This window comes from Nakamurella multipartita DSM 44233, assembly GCF_000024365.1.
Classification (GTDB): domain Bacteria; phylum Actinomycetota; class Actinomycetes; order Mycobacteriales; family Nakamurellaceae; genus Nakamurella; species Nakamurella multipartita.
Map to the genome: position 1 here is coordinate 3875350 of NC_013235.1, position 18618 is coordinate 3893967.

The 18618-nt window shown below is 73.3% G+C and carries 17 protein-coding genes; 7 read left to right on the top strand and 10 right to left on the bottom strand.

Going from position 1 to position 18618, the window contains the following annotated elements; translation table 11 throughout:
• Positions 1–8: 8 nt before the first annotated feature.
• Together NAMU_RS17460 and NAMU_RS17465 are read right to left on the bottom strand one after the other, a co-directional pair.
• Positions 9–1310 carry a glycosyltransferase family 4 protein gene (locus NAMU_RS17460; RefSeq protein WP_015748706.1) on the bottom strand — a complete coding sequence of 434 codons (1302 nt, stop codon included), beginning with the start codon at positions 1308–1310 and terminating at the stop codon, positions 9–11.
• Positions 1311–1389: 79 nt separating this feature from the next.
• A complete protein-coding gene (locus tag NAMU_RS17465; protein WP_041369099.1) occupies positions 1390–3021 on the bottom strand; it encodes an oligosaccharide flippase family protein in 1632 nt (543 codons plus the stop codon).
• Positions 3022–3209: 188 nt separating this feature from the next.
• Here NAMU_RS17465 and NAMU_RS29435 point away from each other — a divergent pair, with 188 nt between their 5' ends.
• From NAMU_RS29435 to NAMU_RS17485, 4 genes are read left to right on the top strand one after another with little or no spacing between them, the layout of a single operon-like run.
• Entirely contained in the window at positions 3210–4370 is a 1161-nt protein-coding gene (locus NAMU_RS29435) for a glycosyltransferase family 4 protein (protein ID WP_015748708.1), read from the top strand.
• Positions 4367–5524 carry a glycosyltransferase family 4 protein gene (locus tag NAMU_RS17475; protein WP_015748709.1) on the top strand — a complete coding sequence of 386 codons (1158 nt, stop codon included), beginning with the start codon at positions 4367–4369 and terminating at the stop codon, positions 5522–5524. The genes NAMU_RS29435 and NAMU_RS17475 overlap by 4 nt, the downstream gene beginning before the upstream one ends.
• The gene (locus tag NAMU_RS17480; RefSeq protein ID WP_015748710.1) at positions 5521–6351 is read left to right on the top strand and encodes an LPS biosynthesis protein; all 831 of its coding nucleotides are present in this window, start codon (positions 5521–5523) and stop codon (positions 6349–6351) included. Before NAMU_RS17475 ends, NAMU_RS17480 begins: the two co-directional genes overlap by 4 nt.
• Positions 6341–7627 carry a glycosyltransferase family 4 protein gene (locus tag NAMU_RS17485; RefSeq protein ID WP_015748711.1) on the top strand — a complete coding sequence of 429 codons (1287 nt, stop codon included), beginning with the start codon at positions 6341–6343 and terminating at the stop codon, positions 7625–7627. Before NAMU_RS17480 ends, NAMU_RS17485 begins: the two co-directional genes overlap by 11 nt.
• Before the next feature lie 10 nt (positions 7628–7637).
• Here the strand turns inward: NAMU_RS17485 and NAMU_RS17490 are convergent, their stop codons facing one another.
• The 6 genes from NAMU_RS17490 to NAMU_RS17520 form a co-directional block, all read right to left on the bottom strand.
• Complete coding sequence (locus NAMU_RS17490) at positions 7638–8549, bottom strand: hypothetical protein (RefSeq protein ID WP_015748712.1); 912 nt, start codon at positions 8547–8549, stop codon at positions 7638–7640.
• A 299-nt stretch (positions 8550–8848) separates the two neighbouring features.
• Positions 8849–9823, bottom strand: coding sequence for a hypothetical protein (locus tag NAMU_RS17500; RefSeq protein ID WP_015748714.1), 975 nt, complete (start codon positions 9821–9823; stop codon positions 8849–8851).
• A gap of 150 nt (positions 9824–9973) precedes the next feature.
• Positions 9974–10402, bottom strand: a complete 429-nt coding sequence (locus NAMU_RS17505; protein ID WP_015748715.1) for a DUF3817 domain-containing protein — start codon at positions 10400–10402, stop codon at positions 9974–9976.
• A complete protein-coding gene (locus NAMU_RS27585) occupies positions 10380–10877 on the bottom strand; it encodes a hypothetical protein (protein ID WP_015748716.1) in 498 nt (165 codons plus the stop codon). The genes NAMU_RS17505 and NAMU_RS27585 overlap by 23 nt, the downstream gene beginning before the upstream one ends.
• Before the next feature lie 47 nt (positions 10878–10924).
• Positions 10925–11572, bottom strand: a complete 648-nt coding sequence (gene cofC, locus NAMU_RS17515) for a 2-phospho-L-lactate guanylyltransferase (RefSeq protein ID WP_041369104.1) — start codon at positions 11570–11572, stop codon at positions 10925–10927.
• A gap of 57 nt (positions 11573–11629) precedes the next feature.
• Complete coding sequence (locus NAMU_RS17520) at positions 11630–12517, bottom strand: PPK2 family polyphosphate kinase (protein WP_217180455.1); 888 nt, start codon at positions 12515–12517, stop codon at positions 11630–11632.
• Positions 12518–12704: 187 nt separating this feature from the next.
• On the opposite strand from NAMU_RS17520, the gene rocD reads away from it, so the two are divergent.
• Entirely contained in the window at positions 12705–13919 is a 1215-nt protein-coding gene (gene rocD / locus NAMU_RS17525; RefSeq protein WP_015748719.1) for an ornithine--oxo-acid transaminase, read from the top strand.
• 73 nt (positions 13920–13992) lie between these two features.
• Here the strand turns inward: rocD and NAMU_RS17530 are convergent, their stop codons facing one another.
• Entirely contained in the window at positions 13993–15036 is a 1044-nt protein-coding gene (locus tag NAMU_RS17530) for an endonuclease domain-containing protein (RefSeq protein ID WP_015748720.1), read from the bottom strand.
• A 175-nt stretch (positions 15037–15211) separates the two neighbouring features.
• Positions 15212–16213, bottom strand: coding sequence for a cell division protein ZapE (gene zapE / locus NAMU_RS17535; RefSeq protein WP_015748721.1), 1002 nt, complete (start codon positions 16211–16213; stop codon positions 15212–15214).
• On the opposite strand from zapE, the gene NAMU_RS17540 reads away from it, so the two are divergent.
• Together NAMU_RS17540 and NAMU_RS17545 are read left to right on the top strand one after the other, a co-directional pair.
• A complete protein-coding gene (locus NAMU_RS17540) occupies positions 16212–17024 on the top strand; it encodes a pyrimidine reductase family protein (RefSeq protein ID WP_083785879.1) in 813 nt (270 codons plus the stop codon). The two genes, zapE and NAMU_RS17540, sit on opposite strands and share 2 nt — an antisense overlap.
• A complete protein-coding gene (locus NAMU_RS17545) occupies positions 17021–18595 on the top strand; it encodes an alpha/beta hydrolase (protein ID WP_015748723.1) in 1575 nt (524 codons plus the stop codon). The genes NAMU_RS17540 and NAMU_RS17545 overlap by 4 nt, the downstream gene beginning before the upstream one ends.
• Positions 18596–18618: the final 23 nt, after the last annotated feature.

Genomic DNA, 18618 nt, shown 5'->3' on the forward strand with positions numbered 1-18618 from the left:
GCGCGGTGTCAGCCCGCGTCCCGGACCGGGGCCAGGCCGAACGCGTCGTCGTAGGCCGGGCCGACCACGGCCGGCGAGTAGTTGCGCCCCCAGCTGTCCCGGGCGGCCGCCGACAGGGCGGCGTTCGTGTCCGGCTGGACCGCGCGGGCCAGCAGCCCGACCAGCTCGGAGTCGGTCGGCGCGACCAGGCAGCCGTCGGACTCGTCGACCGCCAACCCCATCACGCCGGCCCGGGTGGCCACCACCGGCAGCCCGCGGGCCAGCGCCTCGAGCACCTTGATCTTGGTGCCGCTGCCCATCCGCAGCGGGGACAACAGCGCCGCGCACGAGCCCAGCACCTCGTCCAGATCGTCGACCCAGCCCAGCACCTGGACGTGCTCGCCCCAGGCGGCCGCCTCGGGCAGCGGCCGCGACGACCCCCGGCCCACCACCAGCAGCCGGAAGTCCGGGATGGCCGCCAGCACCTGCTCCCGGAAGGTGGCCAGGAACCAGGTCAGGCCGTCGCGGTTGGGCGCGAAGTCCAGGCCGCCGAGGAAGACGAAGACCGGCTGCCCGTCCCAGCCGCGCACGTGTCGCGCCGGCTCGCGCAGCATCGGCAGCAGGGTGCTGATCGTCGGGTTGCCGGTCCGCTCGTAGAGCTCGTCGGACTCCTGGGCGTTGACCAGCAGGGTGGCGTCGAACAGCTCGGGCGCCTGGTCCTCGGAGCGCGCCGTGGAGGCCTGCTCGAGTTGCAGCAGCCGGCGGTAGACGAACTTGCGCTCGACCACCCGGCCGACGGCCCGCGGCAGCAACTTGCCGAACTCGCCGAGCGGATCGGTGACCTCGGACTGGTCCTGATCGATCCGGTCGAGCATGCTGGCGTAGCGCTTGGAGAACAGGTCGTCGGCGTACAGCGCCCGTGGTTTGCGCCCCATGTACCGGGCGTACTGCCCGGTCCGCATGGTGTCCCAGATCTGCAGGTCGGCGCGGATCTCGGCCAGTTGCTCGGCGATCGCCGCCAGCACCCGGGCCGACCACAGGGCGGCCTCCTGCAGGGAGGTGTGCGGCGGCCGGACCACCCGTTGCAGGACCGCGCCGGCCTGCTCCACGGCGGTCGGCTTGGCGATGACGTGCCGCTGGTAGCGCACCGGCGGGCGGTCGATGCTGGTCCGGCCGACGATGATGACGTGCACCTGGTCGGGACCGAGCCGGTGGCACAGGTGGTCCAGGATGCCGCCGAGCACCACCTGCTTGCCGAACGAACGGGGCTCGGGCTCGGTGGCGGTGATCAGCACGACCCGGTGGATGGGGGCGCCGGTGGCCATGGTCATGGGGTCCTCCTGCGGGACGGTGGGCACAGTCGGGACGAAGCGCCAGGTGGGCGCGAGATGCCGGGCGGCGCAGCGGTGTTCATCGGGCCCCGACTCCGCGCCGGCGCAGCAGGCCGACCATGTCGAGCACCGTGGACCGGGCGAACAGCAGGCTGGCCCCGACGGCCGCGGCCGCGCAGGCCAGCCCGACCACGAGCAGGGTCAGGAACTGGCCGGCCGGCAGCACCGAGCGGACCAGCAGCCCGACCCCACCGGTGGTCGCGGCGATGGCCACCGCGGGGGCGACCGCGCCCAGCAGCCGCGGCCACGGGGTGCCGTGGGCGTAGCGGACCAGGGCGAGCCGGGCCAGGCAGTAGAGCACGTTGAAGATCAGCAGGGCGACGGCGACGCCGACCAGACCGTGCCCGGCGGCCACGACGAACCCGACGATCAGCGCGATGGTGGCCGGAATGTCCAGCGCGACCAGCGTTCCCGGCCGGCCGTTGGCGGTGAACACGTCGCCGCTGGCCCAGCCGACGGCCATGAAGCCCAGGGCCAGGGAGATGAACACCATCGGCGCGACGGCCGGCTCCCACTGCGGGGAGAACAGGACCGGGACCGCCTCGGGGGCCAGCACCGCCAGCGCGGCGCCGGCGGTCAGCCCGTAGATGGACAGCAGTCGGGTGGCCCGCAGCATGCCGGCGGTCAGCACGTCCTGGCTGATCACCCGGGCCTTCGAGTAGGCCGACAGGGCGACCGCGGAGAAGATCCACAGCACGTTCTCGATGACGAGTTCGGGCAGTTTGTAGGCCATCCCGTAATAGCCCAGGGCGGTCGTGCCGACCATCGCGCCGACCACCAGGTAGTCGGCCGACGCCCGGATCGACCCGAGCACCCGGATGACGGTGACCAGGCCGCCGAACCGCAGCAGCCCGGAGATCAGGTCCCGATGGGCCCAGAAGGCGGGCCGGATCGGGACCAGGATCCACAGCAGCAGCATCGCCACCAGCTCGCTGCCGACGATGCCGGCGGCGATGCTGATCGCCCCGCCGACGGTCAACGCCATCGGCACCGAGACGGCGACCCGCACCGCCGCCCGGGTCAGGTCGATGGCGGTTCGCCGGCGGAACAACAGGTCTCGCTTGAGCACCGCATCGCTGACCTGACCGGCGCCGCGGAACAGCGGGTACAGGAACAGCAGGGCGAACAGGCCCGCCTGCGAGCTGGAGTCGAACAGGGCGGCGATCCACGGCGAGGCGATCACGCCGGCCACGCAGATCGCCGCGCTGATCCCCAGGTTCAGCGTCATGGCCATCCGTACGGCCGGGGTGATGCCGGTCTCCTGCCGGGCCACCACGGCCGCGCCCACGCCCAGATCCAGCGCCGCGTCCAGCATCGCGATGATCGTCACCGCCGCGGTGACCACGCCGAAGTCCTCGGGGGTGAGCAACCGGGCCAGCAGCAGGGTCAGCCCGAGGATCACGATGCGGTTGGAGCCCCAGGCCAGGGTGGTCCACAGGAACCCGCCGATGGACCGGCGGGCCAGGGCCTGGGTCGATTCGGGCTCCGGCCGGCCGTAGGGGTCGGCGTCGGGCTCCAGATCCCCGCTGTCGATGGCGTGAATGGTGCATCTCCTCCCGAACCGGCACTGGACGGACGATGTGTTGCACTGCTCGACCCGTCCGATTGGCCTCGTCAGCCCTCCGGGTCCGGGTTCGGTCTCGACTGCCACAGGCTGTGAGCAAAAGAGACATTGTTTAACCCGAATGCACGGATCAATCTTCCTGCTGGACACGCTGTGTCGACTTGACCGAACAAGAGGTCCCGAGTGTAGTCTGAATGGGTGCAATCTGGAGGATCAGATGCGCGCTTCGCGGACCGGTCTCGCCCGATAGGCCCATCCTGACCGAAGGAGAGAGCGTGCGAGTGCTCACCGTGGTGGACGCCCTGCGATTGGGTGGGGCGGAGACGCTCATCGCCCAGCTCGCCCGGGTCAGCGCCGGGGCCGACATCGAACTGTCGGTGCTGAGCCTGCACGGCCGCTCGCCGGAGCTGTCCAAACTCGAGCCCCTGCTGCGCGAGTCCGGCGTGGTGCCCGAGTATCTGGACGTTCGCCGGACTCTGGACGTGCCCCGGTTCCGCCGCCTGGTCAGCCATCTCAAGACGACCAAACCCGACATCGTGCACGCCCACCTGGAAATGGCGATGACGATGGCGATCCCGGCCGCCCGGCTGGCCGGCATCCCCGCGGTCGGCACCTTCCACCACGTGCACCGGCCCCTGTCCGGTCGCGCCTCGGCCCGCGAACGGCTCGCCCTGGAGATCGCGACCCGCAGCGCGGCAACGATTTTCGTCTCCCAGGCGTCGCTGACCTCGTTCGCCGACCGCTACCGCAAGGGCCGCCCGGTCCCGGCGTCCTGGACGGTGGTGCACAACGGGATCGACCTGGACTACTTCACTCCCGGCCCCGGCCCGGGCCTGTCGCCGCTGCCGGCCGACCTCGATCTGACCGGCCATCCGGTGGTGACCGTGCTGGCCGCCCTGCGCGACTTCAAGGGCATCACCCACGCGATCGACGCCTGGCCGGCCGTGCTGGCCCGGCACCCGGACGCGCGGCTGTTGCTGGTCGGGTCGGGTTCGGAGGAGCAGGACCTGCGCGCCCAGGTGGCCCGGCTGCAGCTCACCGATTCGGTGATCTTCGCCGGCATGCGCAGCGACATCCCCGACGTGCTGCGCGGTTCCGATCTGACCGTGCTGCCCTCGATCTACGGCGAGAACCTGCCCACGGTCCTGATGGAGGCCGGCGGCTGCGGCCGGCCGGTGGTCGCCAGCGACGTCGGCGGGATCAGCGACATCGTGGCCGACGGCGAGACCGGACTGCTGGTGACGCCCGGCGACGCGGCCGGCATCGCCGCCGCCATCACCAGCCTGCTCGACGACCCCGAGCGGGGCCACCGGATGGGCCAGGCCGGACGCCGCCGGATGGAACGGCTCTTCGACGCCCGGCTGTGGGCCGGCGCGCTGCACACCGTCTACCAGAAGGCCATCGACACCGATGGGCGCGTGGAGGTTTCGACATGAGCGAGCAACGACCACGGGTGGTGGTGGTGGCCGAGGCCGCACCGATGCGCGGGGGGATCGCCACCTTCGCCGAGACCATCACCGCCGATCCCCTGCTGGCCCGCGACTACGACGTCGAGTTGCTCAACACGGCCCGGGTGGCCACTCGGGAGGGCGGCCGGTTCAACCTGGACAACGTCCGCTACGCGCTGGCCGATGCCTGGCGGGTGTTCAAGGCCGCCCGCCAGGCCGACATCGTGCACCTGCAACTGGTGGCCGACCCGGGCCTGCCCGCGCTGCGCGCCGCCGCGCTGAACCTGGCCGCCTCGGCCGGCCGGGCCAAGCTCATCGCGCACGTGCATTCCGCCGTGGGCAATGCCGGGCGCCCCGAGATCGCCGGCTACGGACGGGTCGACCGGATGGCCCTGCGCACGCTGCGGCGAGCCCGCCTGGTGTGCACCGTGTCCACCGTCGGCACCGCCACCATGCAGGCCCTGGCCCCTCGCACCTGGGTCGAGACCGTCGACAACGCGGTCAATCTCGACGACTTCCCGGCCGGCACGGCCGACACCGAGCCGCCCACCGTGCTGTTCGTCGGCGTCATCTGCCAGCGCAAGGGCCTGTTCGAACTGGCCCGGGCGGCCCGGCTGCTGCACGAGCGCGGCATCCACGACTGGAACCTGGTGGTGGTCGGCGGCCAGGGCCCGACCCCGCAGGCCGAGTACGACCAGATCGTGGCCGAGTTCGACGCCGCCGGATTGCGCGCGGCGATGGTCGGCCCGGAATACGGCGACCAGATCAAGGCCCGGCTGGCCTCGGCCGACATCTTCGTGCTCCCCTCGTTTCTGGAGGGTCAACCGATCGCGATCATCGAGGCCATGGCCTCCGGGCTGGCCGTCGTGGGCACCTCCATCGGCGCGGTGCCCGACCTGATCCGCGACGGCGTCGAGGGCCGGGTGGTCGAGCCCGGGGACGCGCCGGCCCTGGCCGACGCGCTGGCCCAGGTCATCGGCGATCAGGACGCCCGCCGGCAGATGGGCCACGCGGCCCGTGAGCGGGCCGAACGCTCGCACGGGCTCGAGCAACTGTCCGCGCGGCTGAACTCCCTGTACCGGGCGGTGCTCTCGGGCCGGCGCAGCGCTGCGGTCGAGCGGTCGGTGACCGTCCCGCAATGATCAAGCCCAGCAGCTTCTCGCGGCGCGAGGTCAAGGTCAGCGTGCTGGCCGGGGCCCTGGCCGCGCTGCTGGTGGTGCTCGCCGGCGCGGCCATCGCGTTCACCTCGACGACCAAGTGGACCGCGGAATCGGTGCTGGTCGTGCTGCCCAACGCCGACCTGAGCGCCTCCGACTCGGCGGCTTATTACGAAACCCTGAGCCGCGGGCAGATTGTCGCCACTTTCGCGGAAGTGGCCGACAACCAGCGGTTCCAGGATCAGGCCGAGGCCAGCCTGCAGCTGACCGACGCCCAGCGGGCCGGCGTCACCACCGCCGTGACCGTGGTCCCCGACACCTCGGTGATCCTGGTCCGCACCACCGCCGGCACGGCGCAGGTCGCCGAGCAGCTCGCCGACGAGACCACCACGCTGGCCACCGCCTACCTGGCCGGGCTCTCCGAGCCCTACCGCACCGACCTGGTGCACAGCGCGGCCGGCTCGGCGGTGGCCTCCGGTACCTCGCGGGTGGTCCTGCTGGCCCTGGCCGTCATCGTCGCGCTGATCGCCGGCGTGGCCATCCAGCAGGCGGTCTACCACCTGATGCGGATGGCCCGGACGTCGCGGGCCAAGAACGACCCGGACCAGGCCGCAGAACCGGCGGCGGATCCACCAGCGCCGGGCCGGACGCCCAAGCACACCGCCAAGAAGCGAGCCGCCCCGGAACCCGGGCCGGCCGACCCGACCGGGGTGACGAACGGCGCGGCGCCGGAGAGCGACCCGGCCGACCCGTTCGACCCGCCCGAGCAGATCCGGATCCAGGAAAGCGTGGTGCACACCCATGGCAGTTGATTCCTCGCCCCTGGCCCCGATCGCGGTGCCGATCACGCCGCCGGCGACGCTGGACCTGTCCCTGGACTCCCCGGCCGCCGAGCCCCGGCTCAAGATCGTGCTGGTCGAGTTCCTGCCCAGCGGCGGCATGTTCCAGTTCACCTTCCTGTTCGGCGAGGCGCTGGCCCGGCAGGGCCACGAGGTGCTGCTGCTCACCGGTCCTGACCCCGAACTGCGGTCGAACACCCCGGGCTTCGAGGTCGTCGAGCTCTTCCCGACCTGGCACCCCAACGTCGATCCCGGGGGGTCGGCGCTGCGACGCAAGGCCCGCCGGCTGGGCCGGGCCGCCCTGCTGGTCGAGTCGTGGCGGCGGGCCATCGCGTTCTTTCGCCGGGTGCATCCCGACCTCGCCCAATTCGGCGAGCTGCGTTATCCGCTGGACAGCGCGATGCTGCTGCTGCTGGCCCGGCGCAGTCCGGAGACCGGGCTGGTCGACGTGGCCCACAACCCGCTGCCCTACGACGTGAACGGCCGGGCGACCGCGGTGGAGAAGACCGGGCGGCTGACCCGTTCGCTGTTGGCCGCGGCCTACCGGGCCTGCGACCTGATCCTGGTGCTCGGCGAGGGCCCGCGGACCAGCCTGCTGACGGCGTTCCCGCGGCTGGGCCGGGTGGCCGTCTGCGGGCACGGGGACTACTCCGCGGTGCTGGCCACCGAGCAGGCACCGCCGCCGTCGTCGGCGCCGGCGAATGCCCTGTTCTTCGGGGCCTGGACCAAGTACAAGAACCTGCCGCTGCTGCTGGACTCCTTCGAACTGGTCCGCCTGCAGTTGCCGCAGGCCCGGTTGACCATCGCCGGTCCGGTCATGCCGGACGTCGACCTGGAATCGATCACCCGGCGGGCCGAGCAGATCGGGAACGTGGACCTACGCCCCGGGTACGTCCCGATGGACGAGGTCGCCGCCCTTTTTGCGGCTCACCGGACCGTCGTGTTCACCTACACGACGGTCAACATCAGCGGCAGCGTGCACATGGCCTACACCTTCGGCCGGCCGGTGGTGGCCACCGACGTCGGCTCGATGCGCGACGCGGTCGCCGACCACGTGACCGGCCGGCTGGCCGCGGCTGACCCGGCCGCGGTGGCCGCCGCGATGGTCGAGGTCCTGGGTGACCCGGCCGCGGCCGACCGGATGGGCGCGCAGGCCCAGCAGCACGCCCGCAGCAGCGCCTCCTGGGCCTCGGTGGTCGACAAGGCGGTGCCGGCCTACCGCGCCGCGGTGGCCGCGGTCCGCCGCTGAACCCGCCGGTTCAGCTGCCCGGGGCCAGCACCCGCAGCCGATCCCAGGGGATGTGCGGCATCCCGTAGTAGTCCCAGGCCAGGCCGGCCTGCGTGTACACCTCACCGGGGCTGCTCGGCGAGGCGTCCGGGGCGACCTCGAAGGCGATGGCCAGCGACGTGTCGGCCCGGTCGATCAGGTAGCCGCCGTAGGACTGCAGCGCCCGCGCGACCGCCACCTCGCCCGGCGTGATGTCCGGGATCGCGGCGACGTCGATCGTCGGGTCGAGCTGCAGGCGGGCACCCTCCGGGATGCAGTCGGCCCGGTCGGACTCGCCGTCGGTCTTGAGTGCGGGCGCCCGGAAGGAGCGGGCGCAGGCCGTGTCGCTCTCCAGCACGAGCGCGTGCGGGATCTCGCCGGCCCGGATCTCGGCGACCCGGATCACCCCACCCAGACGGGAGGCGCCCGCCCCGGTGGTGCCGCCGCCCCAGCCCGACCCGGTCAGCGAGGTGATCTCCCCCCAGCCGGTGGTCCAGCCGGCGTCGGTCGGTGCGGCCTGGAAGTACTCGTCGGCGGTGCCGGCGGCGCGGTCGACCACCACCATCGCCCCGTCCCGGCCGGCGTCGGGCACGGCGTCGTCCGGGATCAAGCGCGGGCTCCCCTGCTCCAGCGGGCAGACGCCCCATTCGGTGATCGTGCACCGGACCATCCGGCGCGGGGTGTCGGCCGTCGCGGCGTAGATCGGGATGCCGAACTCGACCAGGTTGGCGTGGCCGAGGCCGGCCCGGCTGATCCGGGCCACCATCGCCGCGGTGTCCGGGTCGAGGGCGGCGCCGGCGGCCACCGGCACATTGAACGGGCTGTCGGCGTTGAACGGGCGTTCGGCGGAGCCGGTGGCCCCTTCCAGGACCGGTGACGAGCCGGGCGGATCAAGCGGATCCACCGACGGGGACGCCGCGGCCGACCCTCCCGCCGGGTCCGACCCCGATCCGGCCGCCGTCGCTGATGCCGCTGTCGTCGCTGAGGCTGTCGCTGTTGCCGCTGATGGTGACGGCCCGTCCGCGGGCCCGGGTGGCGGCGCCGAGCAGGCGACGACCGCCCCCGCCGTCAGCAGCAGCGTCACCGCGCGAATGGCGGAGCATCTCATCGGTCATCCCCCAGGCTCCCGGCGGGTCGAACCCGCACCCCAGCACCACCCAGAGTAGTGCCCCGCTACCCTGCGTAGCTCGCTGACGGGCCGGGTCAGCGATCCCAGGCCTGCAGCACCCGCAGCCGGTCCCAGGGGACGTTCGGCATGCCGAAGTAGTCCCAGCCGAAACCGGCCTGCTGGTAGACCGCGCCCGGGCCCGCCGCACTCGCGTCCGGCGCCACCTCGAAGCTGACGGCCAGCGGGGCACCGGCGCGATCGATCAGGTACGCGCCGTAGACCTGGAGCGCGCGGGCCACCGTCACCTCGCCGGGGGTGATGCCGGGGATCGCGGCCACGTCGATCGCCGGATCGAGCTGGAGCCGGGCGCCCTCCGGGATGCAGTCCGGCCGGGTGGAATCGCCGTCGGTCTTCAGCGCCGGCGCTCGCACCGTGCCGGCACAGACGGTGTCGCTCTGCACCACCAACGCATGCGGGATCACTCCGGCCTGGATCTCGGCGACCCGGACGACCCCGGCCAGCCGGGAGGCGCCGGCGCCGGTGCTCCCGCCGCCCCAGCCGGAGCCGGCGACCTGGTTGACGGCCCCCCAGCTGGCGGTCCAGCCGCCGGTGGCCGGCGCGGCCTGCCAGTACTCGTCGATGGTGCCGGCCGTCCGGTCGACCACCACCATCGCGCCGTCGCTGCCGACGCTGGGTCGCGCGGTGGTCGGGATCGGCCGCGGGGCGGTGCCGAACGGGCAGGGTCCCCAGTCGGTGATCGTGCAGCGGACCGTCTGCCGCGGCGTCGACGAGGTCGCGTCGTAGATCGGAATGCCGAATTCGACCAGATTGGCGTAGCCCAGGCCGTCGCGGGCGACCCGAGCCACCATCGCGGCACTGCGCGGATCCAGCGCCGGTGCGCCCGTGACCGGCACGTTGAACGGGCTCGTCGCGGCGAACGGCCGCCCGGACGGCAGGGGCGCCGCCGCGGATGTGGTCGCGGTCGCGGCGGCCGGGACCCCGGCCGGCGCGAGCACGGCACCGGCCACCGCCAGCGCGGCTGAGGCGAGCAAGCCGACGATTCCGGGCACGGCCAGTCCCTCCCTCGGACGACAATCCGTGACCAAGACTATCCGGATTGCGACCAGATGCCCCGTCCGCCCAGGAAAAATTCGCGTAACGGCAGCAAGGAGGGTGGGTAAGACGACCTACCCAACCCGTTCAGCGCATCATCGCCCCGGTTACATCCGGCCGCCGGCCAGGATCTTGCGCTGCACCTGCTTCTCGGCCACGAACGAGACGAACGGGATGGTCCCGGCGACCAGCACCCACAGGGTGCCCAGGGGCGACCACCGGTCCTTGTAGGCCAGGTCGAACGCGAGGATGACGTAGCCCACGAACAGCGCGCCGTGAATGGGGCCCCAGATCACCACGAACTGCGGCAGGTCGAACAGGTACTTGGCCACCATCGCGGCGCACAGCAGCAGCAGGCCCCAGCCGACGATGAACGCGGCGATTTTGTACCGCTTGAACGCGGCCATGACCTTCGCGGATTTTGGGGGCGCCGATTTTGGGGGCGCCGATGTCGGGGCCGCCGATGTCGGTGCGGCCGGGCGGCCGGAGGCGGGTGCGGTGCTGTCGGTGATCTCACCGGCGGGGTCGACGGGCACGTCGGCGGTCCTCCTCGGCCAGGGCAGCCAGCGCCTGGTTGTACAGGGTCAGTTCGGGATCGTCCGGATCTTCCTCGTCCACGGTAGCGACGCTGAGCACCGGGGCCTCGCTCGGCCGGCCCGGCTCGTCGGGGTTCGGTCGATCGGCGGGCAGTTCGGCCGGCCGGTCCTCGACGGTGGCGACCGGTTCGGGCGCCGGATCCAGCTCGTCGAGCAGTTCGGCCAGTTGCTGATCGGTCTGCTCGTCCTCTTCCTGCTGCTTGATCTTCTCCAGCCGCAGGAACCGGATCCACATGTAGATGAACGCAACCGCGAACGCCGGCCACAGCATCGAGTAACCCAGGTTCTGCGCGGTACCGGAGGCCTCGTGGGCTCGTTCCCACTGCCACCAGCCCAGGCGCAGGCAGGTCAGCGCCGCCGCGAGCACCAGCAGATGCCCGGCGATCCAGCCGGGCTGCAGCAGGCGACGATCCACCCCATGACGGTACCGCTCGGCGGGCCGGTCGAGGCCCCCGTCCCCGCTCAGCCGGCCAGTCCCGGCCGGTCCACGCCCAACCGGCCGAGCACGGCCAGGGTGTGCGGACCGGTGACCGAGGCCAGGTCGTCCACCCGGTCGACGTCGCGGCGCAGCCCGCTGCGGCCGGGCAGGCGCAGCGGCCACGCCCCGTGCTCCACGTGCGCCCGGAACGAGCCGAGACCGTACCGCGGGTGCAGCAGGGCGGGTGTCTGCGCGGTGAGCAGGGTGGTTCCGGTGCCGGCCCGGTCGGGCACGACGCAGGACCGGTGGCCGGCCGCCCGTCCCAACGCCTGCGCCAGCTCGTCCGGCGTGAGCGACGGCAGGTCGGCCGGCAGCACGGCGACCGGGTCGTCCGGGCCCAGGCCGGGCGCGGTCAGCCCGTCCCGGATGGCGTCGTTGAGTTCGGCGGTGCGGGTGAGGAACACCTCGATCCCGGGACCCGTGGCCAGGCTCACCCCGTCCGCGGCCTCCTCCACGACCAGCACGGTCCGGCCCACCACGGCCGCCCCGGACACCGCGGACACCGTGTCCCGGGCCATGGCCACGGCCAGGCGACGCCGATCGGCCGGGTCCAGCCGCAGCCGGCTCTTGGCCCGGGCCGTCGACTTGACCGGCACGATCACGGTCCACGGCCGGGACGGTCTGCGGGTCACCGGGCCATTGTCACCGGGCCGGCGCCGCCAGCGGCGCCGGGGTGGCCCCGGGGGCGCTCAGCTGTCCCGGACCCGACGGCGCTCGGTCTCGATGTCGAACGCGGCCGGCGGGTAGCTCAGCTCCAGGTGCTCGAGCTGTTCGAGCAACAACGCCGCCACCGCCCAGTTGCGGTACCACTTGCGGTCCGACGGGATGACGTACCAGGGGGCGGCGTCGGTGCTGCAGCGGCCGATCGCCGCCGAGTACGCCTGCTGGTAGTCGTCCCAGCGACCGCGCTCGTCGACGTCGCCCGGGTTGTACTTCCAGTACTTGGTCGGGTCGTCCAGCCGGGCCAGCAGCCGCTCGGTCTGCTCGTCCTTGGAGATGTGCAAGAAGCACTTGATGACGGTGGTGTGCGCGTCGACCAGGCCCTGCTCGAACTCGTTGATCCGCTCGTAGCGCGGTTCCCAGACGCTGGGCGGGACCAGGTCGTGCACCCGCACGACCAGCACGTCCTCGTACTGGGAACGGTTGAACACCCCGATCCGGCCGGCCGCGGGCACCTGCCGCTCGATCCGCCACAGGAAGTCGTGGGCCAGCTCCTCGGCGGTCGGCTTCTTGAACGAGACCAGGTTGATCCCACCCGGATCAAGCAGCCCGACGACGTGGTTGATCACGCCGTCCTTGCCGGCGGTGTCCATGCCCTGTAGCACCAGCAGCACCCGGCGGGGATCGCCGGCACTGCCCTGCGCCACCAGCATTTCCTGCTGCGCGGCCAGCCGCGGGCCCAGCTCGGCCAGCGCCGCCTCGGCGTCCTCGCGGGACTGCGGCCCGGCGGGTGTCGCCTTGGTGCTGATCGCGGTCACATCGAGCTGCTCGCCGAGCGGGGCGCGGAACGTGGACGCCAGCGCCTGGGACTTGCTCGCCGAATTCTTCTTGCCCGACTTCTTGTCTGAGTTGGCCACGGACCCACCGTCGCACGCGCCGCGCGCCCGGACCACGCGGCGGTCCGGATTTGGCCGGCAGATTCACCCGAGCCGGTGGCCGCGGTCCGGGGCCGGCCGACCGCGGCGTGGATAGGCTGATTCTCCGGCGCCCGGTCCGGCGACGGCGTGGTCGGCACCCTGGACAGGCACCGAGAAAGGCGCGGCGATGACATCCCTGCAGTCCGGCGATCCGCAGACCTACCTGACGCTGGACGACACCTGGTGCGCGCACAACTACCACCCGCTGCCGGTGGTGATCACCGCCGCCGAGGGCGCCTGGGTGACCGACGTGACCGGCCGCCGCTACCTGGACATGCTGGCCGGCTACTCGGCCCTGAACTTCGGGCACCGGCACCCCGATCTGATCGCGGCCGCGGTCGAGCAGCTGGGACGGGTCACCCTCACCTCCCGCGCCTTCCACCACGACCAGCTGGGCCCGTTCTGCGCCGAGCTGGCCGAGCTGACCGGCACCGAGATGGTGCTGCCGATGAATTCCGGCGCCGAGGCCGTCGAGTCGGCGGTCAAGGTCGCCCGCAAGTGGGCCTACGAGATCAAGGGGGTGCCGGAGAACCGCGCGCAGATCATCACCGCCGGCGGCAACTTCCACGGCCGCACCCTGACCATCGTCTCGTTCTCCGACGACCCGACGGCCCGCGAGCACTACGGCCCCTACACCCCCGGGTTCGTCTCGGTGAAGTACGGCGACCTGGACGCGCTGCGCGATGCGATCACCCCGGACACCGCCGCCGTGCTGCTGGAACCGATCCAGGGTGAGGCGGGCGTGCTGGTGCCCCCGGCCGGGTACCTGGCCGGGGTGCGGGCCGCCTGCGACGAGCACGACGTGCTGTTCATCGCCGACGAGATCCAGTCCGGCCTCGGCCGCACCGGCAGCACCCTGGCCCTGGACCAGGAAGGCGTGCGGGCCGACCTGTACACCCTGGGCAAGGCGCTGGGCGGCGGCATCATGCCGGTCTCGGCGGTGGTCGGCCGGCGCGACGTGCTCGGCGTGCTGCGGCCCGGCCAGCACGGCTCGACCTTCGGCGGCAACCCCTTGGCCTGCGCGATCGGCCGGGCGGTCATCACCCTGCTGCGGACCGGCGAGATGCAGGCCCGCTCGGCCGAACTGGGTGCGCACTTGCACGCCCGGCTCGGCGAGCTGGTCGGCCGCGGCCTGGCCGAGGTGCGCGGCCGCGGCCTGTGGGCCGGCGCCGAGCTCGCCCCGCACGTCGGCCTGGGCCGCCCCATCAGCGAGCAGCTGGCCCACCGCGGCGTCCTGGTCAAGGAGACCCACGACACGACGCTGCGGTTCGCCCCGCCGATCGTGATCACCCGCGCCGAGATCGACCAGGCCGTCGACGCTCTCGTGGACGTCCTGCCCTGACTCCCCCGTCCCTGCCCCGTCCCGCCGCCCGCCGACCCCCAGGGGCCGCCGAGTGTGCAGAAACGGCCCTTATTCACGGCGATAGGGGCCGTTTCTGCACACTCGGCGGGGTCGTGGCGCGAGGCCGGCGCGCCGGGGCGGGTTGGGGCCGGCGCCACCCGCCGGCGGTGAGGGCCTGCTCGATGCGGGCCAGGCAGGTCGCCCGGTCCGCGAAGAACGCGCGGCCGGTCAGCCGCACCACCCGCCACCCGTCCGCGGCGAACCGATCGAGCCGGTCGATATCGGTGTCGTACTGCCGGGTGTCGGTGCGGTGCTGCTCGCCGTCGTACTCGACGACCACGCGGTACCGCCGGTAGAGCATGTCGGCCCGGCCGAGGAACGTCCCGTCGGCGGCGAACAGGTCGACGTTGAGCTCGGGCTCGGGCAACCCGATATCCACGGCCGCCAGCCGGACCAGCGTTTCCGGTCGGGACTCGGCCCCGGGGCGGATCAGCCCGACCGCGCGCCGAGCCGCGACCTTGCCCCGACCGCGGCACCGATCGACCCGCTCGACCAGGTCGGACAGCGACAGGTAGGGGCGATCGTCCAGGGCGTCGGCGAATCGGGGCGTCAGGATCAGCGCGTCGCCGACCGCCACCAGGTCGGGCACCGGCAGCACCGCAGCCACCTGGCAGAACAGGGTGGCCGGATCGATCAGCCGCTGCCCGCCACGATTCACGGTGAAGATCAGTGGATCGCTGAGCCGGTGCCCGACGAGGCCGGGCCGCCGGGGTGACATCGCCGGTTCGAAGACCGACACGTGCACCGCCTCGTCCTGCACCGCCCAGCCGGGCAGCGGCAGCGGCCACAGCCGGGCCGCTGTCAGATGTGAGAAGAACGCCCCCTCCGGCACCGCCAGCGTGACCGCGGCGCAGCGGTCGCGCAGCCGGGCCTCGGCCGCGGCCCACGCGTCCGGCCAGGCCCCGGCGCCGTCGGCCGGCTGACGGACTCCGCGGACCGGACGCTGCAGGTCGCTCCCGCGCATCCGCTTGTCGCCCAGCCCGATCGAGCGCCCCTGGGCCAAGGTGAACGCCGCGGCCTTGACCTCGCGGGGCAACGGAGTGGGTCGGCGGGGCACCCGCTCAGCGTCGCCGATCCGGCGGCGGGCACCCCGAGTTGTCCACAATCGGCCCCGCCCCCGCCCGTCGAGTGTGCAGAAACGGCCCTTATCCGGGCGGATAAGGGCCGTTTCTGCACACTCGACGCCTTAGGCGGGGCGGCCTTGGGCGGGGCGGCCCTGGGCGGGGCGCGGGCTAGGAGACGGCGTCGCGGGCCAGCGCGAGGATGCGGGAGGTGGCCCGCTTGTACTTCTTGCGGTACCCGCCGGCCAGCATCTCCGGGGTGAAGATCTCGTCCAGCGGCACCCCGGAGGCGCGCACCGGGATGGAGCGGTCGTAGAGCCGGTCGATCAGCACCACCCAGCGCAGCGCGGCGGACTGGTTGTCCAGCGGCTGCACGTCGCGCAACTGCACCGAGCTGACCCCGTCCACCAGCTGGCCGTACCGGGAGGGGTGCAGGGTCTCCAGCTTGGCGGTCAGGTCCGCGTAGGAGTCCAGGCTCGCGCCCGGCGCCTGGGCCGCGGCGACCAGCTCGGCGTCGCCCAGCGGCGGCGGGGCCGGGGCCAGCCCCTGGTGCCGGTAGTCCGGCCCGTCGACCCGCAGCGTCTGGAACCGCGAGGCCAGCGCGTGGATCTCGCGGCGGAAGTCCTCCGCGGCGAACCGGCCCTCGCCGAGCTTGTCCGGCAAGGTGTTCGACGTCGCGGTCAGGTGCACTCCGGCGTCGCAGAGCTGGCCCAACAGCCGGGTCATCAGCATGGTGTCGCCCGGGTCGTCCAGCTCGAACTCGTCGACGGCGACCAGCTTGTGGCCGGAGAGCCGGCTCACCGTCTCGGCGAATCCGAGCGCGCCGACCAGGTGCGTGTACTCGACGAACGTGCCGTACGCCTTCGGCCCGGGGACGGCGTGCCACAGCGAGGCCAGCAGGTGGGTCTTGCCGACCCCGAACCCGCCGTCGAGGTAGTAGCCGCCGGCCGGGGTCGAGCCGGACCGGCGGAACAGGCCCTTCTTGGGCGGCCGCGCGATCGTCTCGGCGAACGCGGACAACGCCGTCACCGCCGCCTGCTGGCTGGGCTGGTCGGGCGCCGGCCGGTAGGTGGAGAAGCGCACGTCGTTGAACCGCGGCGGCGGCACCAGCCCCTCGATCAATTCGTCCGCGTCCACGACGGGATCGCGGTCGACCAGGTGCAGGGCAGGCATGAGGCAGGAGCGTATCCGGACCGCACGAGCCGTCTGGTACGGATGGGGTGTGCGAGCGGACACATCCCGGACCCCCCAGGCGAGCGGTCGCGGCGTCGATCGGCTGCCGGACGGTCCCGATCGGGACGACGAGCTCGCCGCCCTGTACGCCTGGCCCACCGCCACCCCGCACGTGCGGGCCAACATGATCACCTCGTTGGACGGCGGAGCCGCCCTCGACGGGCGGTCAGGGGGCCTGGGCAACGAGGCCGACCGCGAGCTGTTCGCGGTGTTGCGTGACCTGGCCGACGTCATCCTGGTCGGCGCGGGCACCGTGCGGACCGAGCAGTACGGCGGCATCCGGTTCGACCCGGACCGGCTCGCCCGCCGCCGGCGCTGGGGCCGATCCAAGCAGCCACCGCCGATCGCCGTGGTCACCCGCCGCGGCCTGGACGCCGACCTGCCGCTGTTCACCGACACCCAGACCCGGCCGATCGTGATCACCCCGCAGGCCGCGGCCGAGCGGGTCCCGCCGACCGCCGACGCGCTGATCGCCGGGACCGACGAGGTCGACCTGGCCGCCGCCGTGCGCGGGTTGGCCGACCGGGGCCTGGGCCGGATCCACTGCGAGGGCGGGCCGGCCCTGCTCGGCGACCTGATCGCCCGCGACCTGCTCGACGAATGCTGCCTGACCATCGCGCCGGTCCTGCTCGGCTCGGCCGCGACCCGGCTGCTGCCCATCGACCTGGCCGCTCCGGTGGCCTGGACGCCGGCCCTGCTGCGGATCGGCGGGGCGCACCTGTTCGCCCGTTACCTGCGCGAGCCGGCATGAGCGGCGCGCGCCGGATCGGCCCGCTCGCCGCCGGGTTGGCCGCGCTGACCATGGTGCTGCTGGCCGGCTGCACCCTGGGCCCGTCCCAACGGCCGGCGTTGGCCACCTACGGCCCCGGGCCGGCCGCCACCGTGACCACCACCGCCCCGGCCAGCGGCACCGTCGGACCCGGTGGTCCCGGGCAGCGGGCCGACCCGATCCGCTGGCAGGGCTGCGCGGACGTCGCCGACACCGACCCGACGACCGGCCAGCAGTTCGACGTCGACTGCGCCACCGTGGTCACCGAGGGGTCGGCGGTCGGGTCGGCCGGGCGGCGGAGCATCGAGGTGGCCCGTGCCCGCGCCGCCGGCGTCGCCGACGACGCCCCGGTCCTGGTGGTGCTGGACGGTTCCCCTGGCCAGCACGGTCGCAGCGACGTGGCCGCCGTCGCCGCCGGCCTGTCCCCGGCCGTGCGCCAGCACTTCGCGGTGGTCACCGTCGATCTGGCCGGCAGCGGTGACGCCGACCCGATCGACTGCATCTCCCGTACCGACCTGGGCGCGCTGGCCACCCTGGGGGCCGATCCGACCCAACCCGAGGGGGCCAAGGCCCTGGCCGAGGTGACCCGCTCGATCACCTTCGAGTGCACCGACCAGGGCGGTCCTGACCTGCCGCTGGTGAACACCACCGAAGCCGCCGACGACCTGGACCATCTACGGGCCGCGCTGGGCACCGACCGGCTGACCGTGCTCGGCCGCGGCGCCGGGGCGACCCTGGGCACCGTCTACGCCGACCGGTATCCGGGCCGGGTGCAGGCCGCGGTCCTGGATGCGCCGGCCAACCCGATGGATGCCGCGGACGCCAGGGCCGCGGCCGTCGGGGTGGCCGCGGAGAAGGCATTGGACGCGTTCGCGGCCGCCTGCCCGACCTTCAGCGGCGGCTGCCCGCTGGGCGCCGATCCGCGCGGCACCGTGGAGAAGACGGTTGCCCAGCTCGACGCGGCCGCGACCCCGGGCACCGGCCGGGTGACCGGCGGGTCGGTGCTGCTGAGCCTGCTGCTGGGACTGGGCGACCCGGCCGTCTGGCCCGGGCTGGCCGGCGACATCGCCAAGGCCGGGCAGGGCGACACCACCGCCCTGGCCAGCCGCCTGAGCACCGCGCTCGGCCTGTCCGACAGCCGGTCGTGGGTGACCCCGGCCCTGATCTACGCCTGCAACGACACCGCGGTCCGGCTCGGCCCGGACCAGCTGGCCACCGCGGTCCAGGACGTCCGGGCGCAGGCCCCGCTGTTCGGGCCCTACGCCCTGGGCCTGCTCGGGGTGTGCGGGTCGTGGCCGGCACCGGAGAACGCGCTCGGCGCGGTCAAGGCCAACGGCGCGCCCCCGATCCTGGTGCTCGGCGCGGTCGACGACCCCGTCGCCCCGTACGAATCGGTGCGGGCCCTGGCCGGTCAGCTGGCCTCGGCCGTCCTGGTCAGCTGGCAGTCCGGCACCCACGGCAGCTATCCGGCGAGCGCGTGCGCCGCCGGGGCCGTCGACGGCTACCTGCTGCAGGGTCAGTTGCCCGCCGTCGGCACCCTCTGCCCGCCCTGAGCCGTCCCCGCCGAGCCCCGCGG